The organism is Hymenobacter sp. M1-2 (genome assembly GCF_057808495.1).
Map to the genome: position 1 here is coordinate 198,891 of NZ_JBTYZO010000008.1, position 10,252 is coordinate 209,142.

Here is a 10,252-nt window from a genome sequence, read left to right on the forward strand (position 1 = left end):
AATTTCCGCCTCGGTAAGCTCATACATTTCGTACAGTTTAGAGTTAATTTCAGATTCAATCGTACTAATATCAGCAACTGATGATTTTGCTTTAATGACAAGAATTTGCTTTACTAGGTTTTCAAATTTCTTCTATTGAACAATAGTAGGCCGTTTTATTGAAAGCTGCTCAAAGCTCACTTTTCGCATCTCGCGTCGGTCGCTCCCAAGGCTAGGGAAAATGTCGAGAAAGCAGAAACGAAACAGACGCGAGTTGCAAAAAGCAGATAAAAAGTAAAGTGACTCGCCTGTTAAGATGAATGCCTTGTTATTGGCATAATATTGACCGAATTGGTCTATTACAAAGGGCTGATGCTTGGAGATTTCGGGATATACGAGCTTTGGTAAATCAAAATCATTATAATAATCGCAAGCTCGTAACTCCCACCAATATTCTCCTTTGTCTTGGCGAATAGCCGCCTTTTCACTGTGTTCTTGTAAGTGAGAGGCCACCGCTGGATAGATCTTTTTGAAGTACGCTAGTGCTTCATCGTCGTTCTTAGGCTTTCCGTTCATTCTGGTCCAACCTTTTTTCAAGGTGATTAAAAACCATTGCCCCTTAGCTTGAGGAGTATAGCGCTTAATATCACGACCTCGCAGTATCGGGCGTATAATTTCGGCAGATTTCGGCGATTTTTTAACTAGGTCGTTTTTGATGGTTTCGTCAATGATAAATGCCGGGTTGCAGCCAGTTAGAATGCCGCGATAGATGCGCACGTTCCAGTTTTTGAGTGGTATACCAGCCCCTTCGATTTTGTGGCGTATTTGTGCTTCTAGCGACGAGAGCACCACCCACGCCTGTCCATCTTTGGCGAAGCGGGCGGGTCGGGCGCGGTGCTGAAAGTAAACGCTCAAATTTCCTAGCGAAGAGAAATCGGCCCCAACTACACAAGCTTGCGCCTTCTGTTGGTTGGCTCCCTTCTGCACAAGCAGGATGTTTGTGTCAACCGTGGCACTGTCAAAAATCTGAACGCCAGCGAAATCCAATAAATGTAAGGGGTTTGTGTGCCGGTAGAAATAGTCGCGTAGCGAGCTGCCATAGCCCGACTTCATCCACTTATTGGAGGTGATGTAGCAGAGTAAGCCACCCTTGCGCAGCAGTTGCATTCCTCGCTCATAGAACAGGACGTACAAGTCGCTGGTAGCTGTGAAGGTGCTGTAGCCCTGCTGACTTAGTTTGCGGCTAATGTCCTTTATCTTTTGCAACTGCACATACGGCGGGTTGCCAATCACCACGTCAAAGCCCTGGTCCGTGTCAATGCCGAACATCCATTCCGGGTCGAAGAAGTCGGCGTGGGCGTTCTGGTCATAGGGGTTCCAGCCAGCCACCTGGTCGGCCTCGGTTGCGTTCCAACCATCCTTTTTGAGCAGCTTCGAAATCTCATTTCGTAAGCGCTGGTCTTCGGTCCGCAGCTTGCGCTTGTCGTTACCGCGAGCCAGGAAGTGCTTGCGCCGGGTTTCCAGCAACTGCGCCTTCAACGGCTCAATGGCCGGGTTTTGAATAACGAGCTGTTTGGGCCGGGCCAGGCGCATCAGCGAGTTGGCAGCCACAAACTTCGTTTCCAGGTTCGGCAGTGCCCTAATGCCACGGTTGGGCCGGGTATCGTCAGGCACCTGTTCCACCACCAGCGAGATAAAGAAGCGCAGTTTGGCAATTTGCACTGCAATTGGCTGTAGGTCCACCCCGTACATTGCCTGCTGAATCAGGTACAGCTTACGGCCATAATCTGTACCGGTGTGCTGTTCAAACACCGCGTTCAGGTCGGCCAGTTGCCGGGCGCGCTCCTGCGGGTCCTCTATCCTGAACGTGCCCCGTACCCGCAGCTGTACCTGCTCGGCTAGTGCCTCGCGCCAGTAGTGGTTGAACGGGTCCAGCCGGCTCAGTACGTTGGTAAGCTGCTGCAACATGCCCATCGGATACGCTCCCGAGCCACAAGCCGGGTCCAGAATCCGCGCCTGCGCCAGAGCTATAACCAGGGTGCGCGTTTCTTCTGCGCTGAACAGCGGTTCCCCCTCATCACGTGTCATTCCTGCCGCGTGCTCCGGATGTGGTGCGGCCACCAATGGCGCGTGGCCCAGCAAACTCCGTAGGCGGGTCACCGTAGCTGTTTCTTTCGTTGGCGCATCCACCACCTCCGGCACCTCTGCTACTGCCGCCGCTACCCGCGCGGCCGGCACTATGCTCAGGCTCGCCTGCTGCGGCTTGGTTTCCTTGAACAGGTTTTCGGCCAGCCGGTCCTGCGTCTGCACCAGCTTTACTCTAGTACCGTTAGTGCCGGGCTGCCCGTTGCTTCGTGGTGGCGGCGTAGGCTCCAGCTTTTCCGCCAGGTAGTGCAGCAGGCTTTCGTCCACCATATACGCCACAATCTCCCGCGGCGTGTAGAACGAGCCAGTTTGCTTGCGGGCGGTCTGTCGGGTTTCCGGGTTATAGGTCGCCAGCAGGCTTTCAAACACCCGGCCCAACAGTTCGGGGTCCAACGCCACTTCTTCTTCCAGCGGCGTGTTTTCCTCTACCGTAAACTTATAACGGTTCAGCAGCGGAATTAACCCCCTCACAGCGTCGCGGCGGTGCTTGGTTTTCTCCTTATCATCGTAGTTGGCTGAAAGATCCTCTACGTGTGGGTCGCCAAAAAACAGTTCATCCGGCACCGATAGATGCTCGTAATGCTTTTTGTCAGTTGTAAAACAGTCCACGGCCCGGCTGATGCTATTCTTGGACCCGGCTCCGCCACTACGTTCGTCCAGGCACTCAAACAGGCCACCGTTAAGGTGGGGAATGTCCTGAAATAGCCCCACGCCAGCCGGCGAGTCACCTGTAGTCTTGTTGAAATCCCTAAACAGATTGGCGTAGCGGTAGTAGGTCTTGTCGCCCCGGTTAGGATCAATATTGCGTACCGTGGCGGGCTTGAACAAGCGGCTTTTCTCCTCGGGCTTGTTGGATGGCGCTACAAAGTCCTTTTCCATCTCCGTGTTGAGGGTGGCAAAAAACAGGTTTTGTAAAATTGCCCGGTAGTAGGCGCTGCCAGTTGTATCACGGGTTGGGTCCACCAGTGCCCGGAAAACATCTTCATTGAATACATCGACCGAAATCAGCCCTTTCTCTTTTAAAAACCAGCAGAACATCAGCCGCGTGATGAGGCGAATGACACCCGTGGCATTGCGCGTAGCCCGGTCGGGTTCTGCATCCGAAGGAAATTCTACCTTCTCCACGGCCCAGAAATACCAGTTACGCAGCTCCCGATAAAACCGGTTATTCAACGCCCGCGTGTCCAGCGTCTGATGCCAAGCTCGGTACAGGTCGGCAAACGTCTGCAAGCTTGGGTGCTGACTCTTCAAGGTGGCTAGACTCAAATCAGCCAGAATATCTAGGTGGGCGCGGTTAGGGTTGGCCAGGTTAATATCTTTCAACAGCGACACCTTTTCCAGCACGTCCCGGCTGCTGTCCTGCTTGTTTAACCGCCGATGTATCACGGCCAGGGCCGCTTGCTTTCCGGCATCTGGCCCGTAGGTCATCAGCACCAATGCCGGCCCGCTGAAAAGCTTGTTCACTTCGCGGGTCAGCGCCGCCAGCTCGGCCCGTGAGTAGACCGTACCTGTCAGCCGAACACTGAATACCAGCCAGGCCTGCACATTGCGCACGTCCACCCTCCGCTTCTCTTCGAACATGATACCAAGCTGGTGCCGGTCCTTTGTGAGTGCATCGGTCAGGTCTGGTTGCGCCAATTGAAAGGCTAAGTCCACTTCAGCCCATTCACCCACCCGAGCCTTTGCCTGGTCGAAGCCCGCCGCCCGCGGCTTATCCTGAATGTAATTGGCCTCGAATTCTGCCCAGGTAGGTTCTTCTAGAGCATTCTGACGGTCAGTAGGGTAGCCCAGCTGCCCAAACAGAGCCCGGGTAGTATCGGCCAGCGGCACACGGGTAGCCAGTGCGGCTAGGAAAGAGGATAGATTCATAGTAGAGAAGGCCACCGGTATTAACGTAACACTAGCCAGGTAACGAGTTCAAAGGTTTCGGCAGTGGCATCAGAGTCTTTGCGGTCTGCGCGCTTTTCTAATAGCTCGCCATCGGCCACCGCCCGGCTCACCCGCTTATTCAATTCCCTACGCAGAGCTGTCGTTGCGGCTTTCAGCAGGGCCGAATACGTGGCCATGTCCTGCCCATGGTCGGTTTCCTTCTCAAATGCCTCGCACAGGTTTTCGTAGGGCACATCACGCCCGTGACAAGTGGCCCGCAGCAAATCCAGCACATGTCGGGCCTGTACGAAATTATAGCGTACCTCGCCATTCTGCCGTACATATAGCAGGCAGTAGGGGTCCGTGGGGTTCAACGCTGCCGGCCCACCGCTAGCCAGCACCGGACCGCTCTTTCGGCGCAAGCAAAACACTACACCCGGTCCGATAGCCTGGCGCTGCGCTACACTTAAGGCAGCGTACTGTTTCAGGTCAGGATTACTACTAGGAGCAGGTACTACTGCGTACAGCCCCATCGGAGCCTCCGCCAGCTCTTCGCGCCGGCTGTTGAGGAATTGCAGTAGTTCCGCCCGGAAGTCTTCCAGCGTAAACTGCGTTAGCGAAACTTGCCCATCCTGTGGGTCATCGGCATCTAGCACCTCATCGCGCATTCGCAGCAACTGCTGCTGGCGGTAGTGCAAATCACCAACCACCAATTCTTTTATCTGCTGTTGGTCCAGTACATTGTCTTCTCCCGTTGCCGTCAAGTCCACTAGCGCCATTCGACTTTCCACCCGGTCTTTCAACCGAATATAGTGATTCAGGTCATCGGTCGGCCAGAAATTAACTAATTGAATGGCGTCGTTGCGCGACCCTAATCGGTCTACACGCCCAAACCGCTGAATGATGCGCACCGGGTTCCAGTGAATATCATAATTCACCAGGTAGTCGCAGTCCTGCAAGTTCTGGCCTTCCGAAATACAGTCTGTGGCAATTAGCAAATCAATTTCTCCCGCTTGAGGCAGCACCGCCATTTGCTCGCGTCGTTTTGCAATAGGAGAGAAGTGGGTCAGCAGCGTATTGAACTCCGTTTGTGGCCCGAAGCCATTGGGTTGGTAGGTACTTCGGTTGTGGCCGCCACCTGTCACCAGTCCGGTTTTCAAGCCTAGCGTGTCGGCCCACTCGTGGAGGTTGTTGTACAGGTATTCGGCCGTGTCAGCAAAAGCCGTAAATACCAACACCTTGTGGTTGCCCGCGTTCAGCGGATTCGCCACCTTCGCCGCAATCAGCTCCTTGAGCCGGGCCAGCTTGGCATCACGGCCGGCCGTCACTTCCGTGGCCGTATTGTACAGCTTTAGCAGTTGCCTGCGGTCTTGCGCTAAGTCTTTTTTCCACCGCTTCAAATCTAGGTCACCTAGGAAGTATTCGCGTTTGCCTACTAAGTCGGCTAGGTCGGCGACCGTTTCCTCGTCTAGTTGTTCCTCTTCGTTTTCTCCAAAATTAACTGGCAATGAGTCTGCCGAAATTGTAGCCTTCACCGTAGGCTTAGCTTCGTAGTCTACAATCTGCTTTTCCAGCGCTTGAATGCGCTTCACGGCCCGGTCCAGGGTCAGTTGGAATGAGCAGATAGAGCTTTCGAGACGCTTCAAAAAGTTGACCTTCATCACGCCCACCAAGGCAATTTCCCGGCCTCCCTGGTCAAATGCCAGCCTCTCATCTGCTTTCTTCGACTTAATACCGTACTTCTCCCGGTGCTCATCGGGCACGTAAACCGAGGGCGTGAACTGTGCCAGCCGGTACTGCTCCATGTCGGCGTTCAACTCGTCATAAGTCGGGAATGTACCTGCCAGGTCAATATCTGTCGATAGCGAGATAGGCTTTAGCCGAGTCGGAAACTTGCCAATGCGGCTCAGGTCGTAATACTGCTCGATATGACGGCGCGACCGGGCAATGGTCAACTCATCAAGAAGGGTGAAAAACGAAGCATCCAGTTTATCAAGCAGATCCTTTACCACCCGCGTCTTGTTCTTGGGGTCGGCCCAGGTCGTAAACAGGGCTTGAGCCTGTTTAATAGTCGTGCTCAGGCTGGCAATTCCCGTCGAACCCGCCAAGCCGTCATCTGCCCCATGCGTTATCAGGTTCAACTGATTGCGCAGGTCTTTAAGATTATTATTTACCGGCGTAGCTGATAAGAGCAGCACCTTCGTCTTTGCCCCCCGCTGCAACACGTCTTCCAGCAGCCGCTGGTAGCGGCTACGACGTATTAAGTTACCGTCAGCATCCCGTTTGCCGGGGTTGCTGTTGCGAAAATTGTGCGACTCATCAATTACCAGCAGGTCGTAATTGCTCCAATTGAACGTGCCCAGGCTGATACCGCCTGCCTGCCCAGTAGCGCGGCCGAGGTCGGTATGGCTCAGCACATCGTAACGAAAATTGTCGGCTAGAAATGGGTTGCGCGTGTCGTTCATTCGGTACACGTCCCAGTTGTCGCGCAGCTTCTTCGGGCATAACACCAGCACCCGCAGGTTGCGCAGCTCACAAAACTTAATCACGGCCAGCGCCTGGAATGTCTTGCCAAGGCCCACCGAATCTGCCAGGATACAGCCGTTGTGCCGGTCCAGCTTCTTCAAAGCTCCCGTTACTCCTTCGCGCTGGAAGTCATGCAGTGCCTGCCAGATTTGCGTGTCCCGAAAGCCAATTTGCTCCCCTAGCTCATTGGTCGCTTCCTGGTCCTGCACCTGCCGCTCGAACAGGTGAAACAGGGTTTTGAAGTAGATGAACTCGGGGTCGTTGTCCTTGTGCAGCCGGGTAAGGTAGCTCAGCACCCGCTCTTTTACATCCTCCACCAGCCCAGCCGGATTATCGTCATCGCGCAGATCGTCCCAAACTTCCCGGAACCATTCGCGCAAATCCGACAGGTCGCGCCGGTCATTTACTACCAGGTTCAACTCAATATTGGGACGCCCGCTCAGACCAAGGCCGGCTACTGTGAAGTTCGAGCTGCCCGTCAGAGCTTCCCGCTCTCCACTGGCTTTCTCAATGTAGTATAGCTTACCATGCAGAAAATCTGGCCGGATAAACGAGCGGATGCGCACTGAGTCCCGCGCCATCCACGCCGCGCAGGCCGCCGCCACCGACTTCTGCCGCAACGGCCCGGCTAGCTTCAGGTCGTCATCCGCAATTTTGAAATCCTTACCCGCCGTCTTACTTGGATCCACCGCCCGCAGAAACGAAGGCTCCCCGAACAAAAAGTTTAGCTCACCTGCTGCCTCCAGTTCCGGGCGCAACTGTTCGTAGGCGTAAATAGTGAAATAAGCCGAAACGAAAAACAACCGCGCATCCGCTGTCAGGTGCTCCTGCAGAAAGTCGCCGGCCGTGCCCCGCTTCTTTCGGTTGTCGCGAATAGAAGATAAATAGTTAGAAATATGAGAGTTATTAGAGTTGTGAGCCATAAACTTGAATTGAGTAAACACTTAGGCAATATGCCACAGTATAAACGTAGCAACTGTTTAGCAAAACTCGGTTACCCTTTCTTTCAGACAAGTGCCATTACCTAAATAGAAAGGCATGGCCGCATAGATCACTCTGATTTCTATTGGTTATAAAGAAGATTGGCCACCGAGCTTTATGCTAGTTGAACTATCAACTAAATTCATCTATGCCACTCAAGGTACCCCTATTGACTTCACTACCTACCTCAACATCCTATCGACTGTATCCACCACCCTGTAACAGGTTTTTTGAATGCCACGCATGATTTTCGTGCACCCTTGCTGCTTGTCTTAATGAAGACATCATTAACCCTTTAGCATGTATTTCGTGCCTATCTCCGTCGTGCCTAATTTCTGCGAATAATTCGCACATTCCGATTCGTTTAGGTAGCGCGCGGCCCTCGATTTGCTGACTCACAGCACCTCCTGCACCGCCGATTCGATGACCGTGTTGATGGTTTGCGTCTGCAGTACTCCAGCAGGGACTACATCCTCACCCGGCCAAGTCCAGCAATACTTGCCCTAGTACCCCAAAGCGCAATTGCTTTACGCTCCAAGTGTAAGCAGTAACATATACTATGCAACGCCACTATTTCAGAAAAGTGGCGTTTCTTTGCTTTATGAAAGAGCACATGGAAGCTACCCCAAACGCCTTACAATGGCCTGCCTTGCGCGAGGAGTTTACACGTCAACCCGAACTGACGCGGGCACAGGTGCTAGCCTTTTACCGCCGCCAAGATGCCGAACTGAAACAAAGTACCCTTGATTGGCGCATCCACGAACTGGTGCAACGCGGGCTGCTGGCCTCGACGGGGCGGGGGCGTTATGCGTTAGCCGATACCGTTGCCCGCCGCCGACCTTACCGCCCGGTCTTGGAGCCGGCCGAACGGGCCATATGGCGAGTCCTGGTAAAAGAACTGCAAATTCCCGAAGGCTGCTTATGGTCCACCGCGTGGGCCAACGAATTTGGACTACATCAGGCCGCCCGCAGCTTTCTAGTGATTGAGGTGCCCCGTGACTACACGCAAGCTGCCTTCTACACCCTGCAGGACCGGCACCATAACCGCGTATTTCTTCGCCCACAACCCGAGGTGCTGACCTACTATGTGGCCGAAGCCACTCGGCCGCTTGTCGTTATTTCCTTTGTCAGCCGCGCCCCCGTGCAAGAAATAGATAAAGTACCCGTGCCCCGTCTCGAAAAGCTATTGGTTGACTTGTTCAGCCGCCCCGATTTATTCTCCGCTTTCCAAGGCCACGAACTGAAAACCATTTTTTCCAACGCCCGGCGCCGCTATTTGCTCGACGAGCGGACCCTGCTGCGCTATGCCCAACGCCGCCATAAGGCCGATGACCTGCGCCAGTTTCTGCGCCAACTCCCCGATTGGTCCTAACCCCTCACTGCCGCATGATTGCCCCCGAAACTTTCCAGCCCGCCTGGCTGGCCGGACTGCGCCGCCGCCACCGTGGCCTGGACCCCAGCATCGCCGAAAAGATGATTTTCGCCCTGGCCCTGGTCGAACGCCTGGCTCAGGAAGGGCTGCCGTTTGTGTTCAAGGGCGGAACCTGTTTGGTGTTGCTGCTCGGCCAATTGCGTCGCTTCTCTGTCGACGTGGACATTGTAACCACCGCTACCCCCGCCGAAGTCGCCGAGGTGCTCGGCCGCGTATGCCAGCACCCGCCCTTTCACCGCTTCGAGTACGACGCCCGGCGCAGCAACAAGGACGATATTCCTCGCGGACATTATACCGCCTTTTTTAACCCGGCCCAGGACCTTGACCGCGCCGAACCCTCCGTTGCCCTCGATGTGCTCCACGAGGAGCACGGATACCCAGAGTTGCTTTCTGCTCCCATCCAATCAGATTTTCTACTGGCTTCCGGCCTGCCGCAACTCGTCAGCATTCCTAGCGTCGAATCCATCACCGGCGATAAACTCACTGCCTTTGCCCCCAATACCACCGGCATCCTCTACGGCCACGAAAAGGAACAGGAAATTATCAAGCAACTCTTCGACGTGGGCGTACTATACGATGAAGTGCAGCAGGTTGAACTGGTGCAAGCCGCCTACCAAGCTACCGTAAGCAAGGAATTAAAGTACCGCTCACTGGTAACCACCACGCCGGCTGATGTATTAATCGACACCATCCGCACGGGCTTGCAACTGGCCCACCTCAAGCTAAATCGACCCACCGACGCCACCGCGGCCCGCGAGTTAGACGCTGGCATCAAAGCCTTTGCTTCCTTTCCGCTCAATACCCGCTTCCGCACCGACGAGGCCACCACCAACGCCGCCAAAGCGGCCTACCTGGCCGCCCGTTTGCTGCTGGCCGATTATTCAGCCTTGCCGCGCTACCCCAATGCCCCCGCGCCCGCCATCTCTAACCAGCGCCTCAACCATCTCAACAAACTCCGCAGCGTGCCGGCCGCCCTTTTCTACTGGCAGCACACCATTGCGCTGCTCAGTTCCCATAATAAACTGTCATTACTGCTAGACCAAGCATGATGCAATCAGACACCTAGCCGCGCCCGCACTGCGGATACCAATTCCTGCAACCCGCGCCCCTTGCTTTGGGCGGTTACAAAATCATGCGTAATTCGAACCCGGTGGGTGCCAAACTCTACTTCTAGGCGCACGTTGCTAACCGGTGGTTTTGCCAGCGCATCCATTTCGTCCCAGCGTTCCACCACTGGCTTAAAATGCTCCTCTTTTACGGGCACGGACTTCAACGCTTGGTGTGAGTTCGGTTAGAGGATGTTGCGGGAGAAAAAACGAA

Annotated in this window: 5 protein-coding genes; 2 read left to right on the top strand and 3 right to left on the bottom strand. The window is 54.5% G+C overall.

Annotated features, from left to right (window positions below):
- Window positions 1-132: 132 nt before the first annotated feature.
- Window positions 133-3,993, bottom strand: a complete 3,861-nt coding sequence (locus tag ACYSMN_RS10160) for an Eco57I restriction-modification methylase domain-containing protein (protein ID WP_488923761.1) — start codon at window positions 3,991-3,993, stop codon at window positions 133-135.
- 20 nt (window positions 3,994-4,013) lie between these two features.
- Entirely contained in the window at window positions 4,014-7,442 is a 3,429-nt protein-coding gene (locus ACYSMN_RS10165) for a helicase-related protein (RefSeq protein WP_488923762.1), read from the bottom strand.
- Between the two features lie 671 nt (window positions 7,443-8,113).
- On the opposite strand from ACYSMN_RS10165, the gene ACYSMN_RS10170 reads away from it, so the two are divergent.
- Window positions 8,114-8,872, top strand: a complete 759-nt coding sequence (locus ACYSMN_RS10170) for a DUF6577 family protein (protein WP_488923763.1) — start codon at window positions 8,114-8,116, stop codon at window positions 8,870-8,872.
- 14 nt (window positions 8,873-8,886) lie between these two features.
- Window positions 8,887-9,981, top strand: a complete 1,095-nt coding sequence (locus ACYSMN_RS10175; RefSeq protein ID WP_488923764.1) for a nucleotidyl transferase AbiEii/AbiGii toxin family protein — start codon at window positions 8,887-8,889, stop codon at window positions 9,979-9,981.
- A gap of 5 nt (window positions 9,982-9,986) precedes the next feature.
- Here ACYSMN_RS10175 and ACYSMN_RS10180 read toward each other — a convergent pair whose 3' ends face one another.
- The gene (locus ACYSMN_RS10180) at window positions 9,987-10,196 is read right to left on the bottom strand and encodes a hypothetical protein (protein ID WP_488923765.1); all 210 of its coding nucleotides are present in this window, start codon (window positions 10,194-10,196) and stop codon (window positions 9,987-9,989) included.
- Window positions 10,197-10,252: the final 56 nt, after the last annotated feature.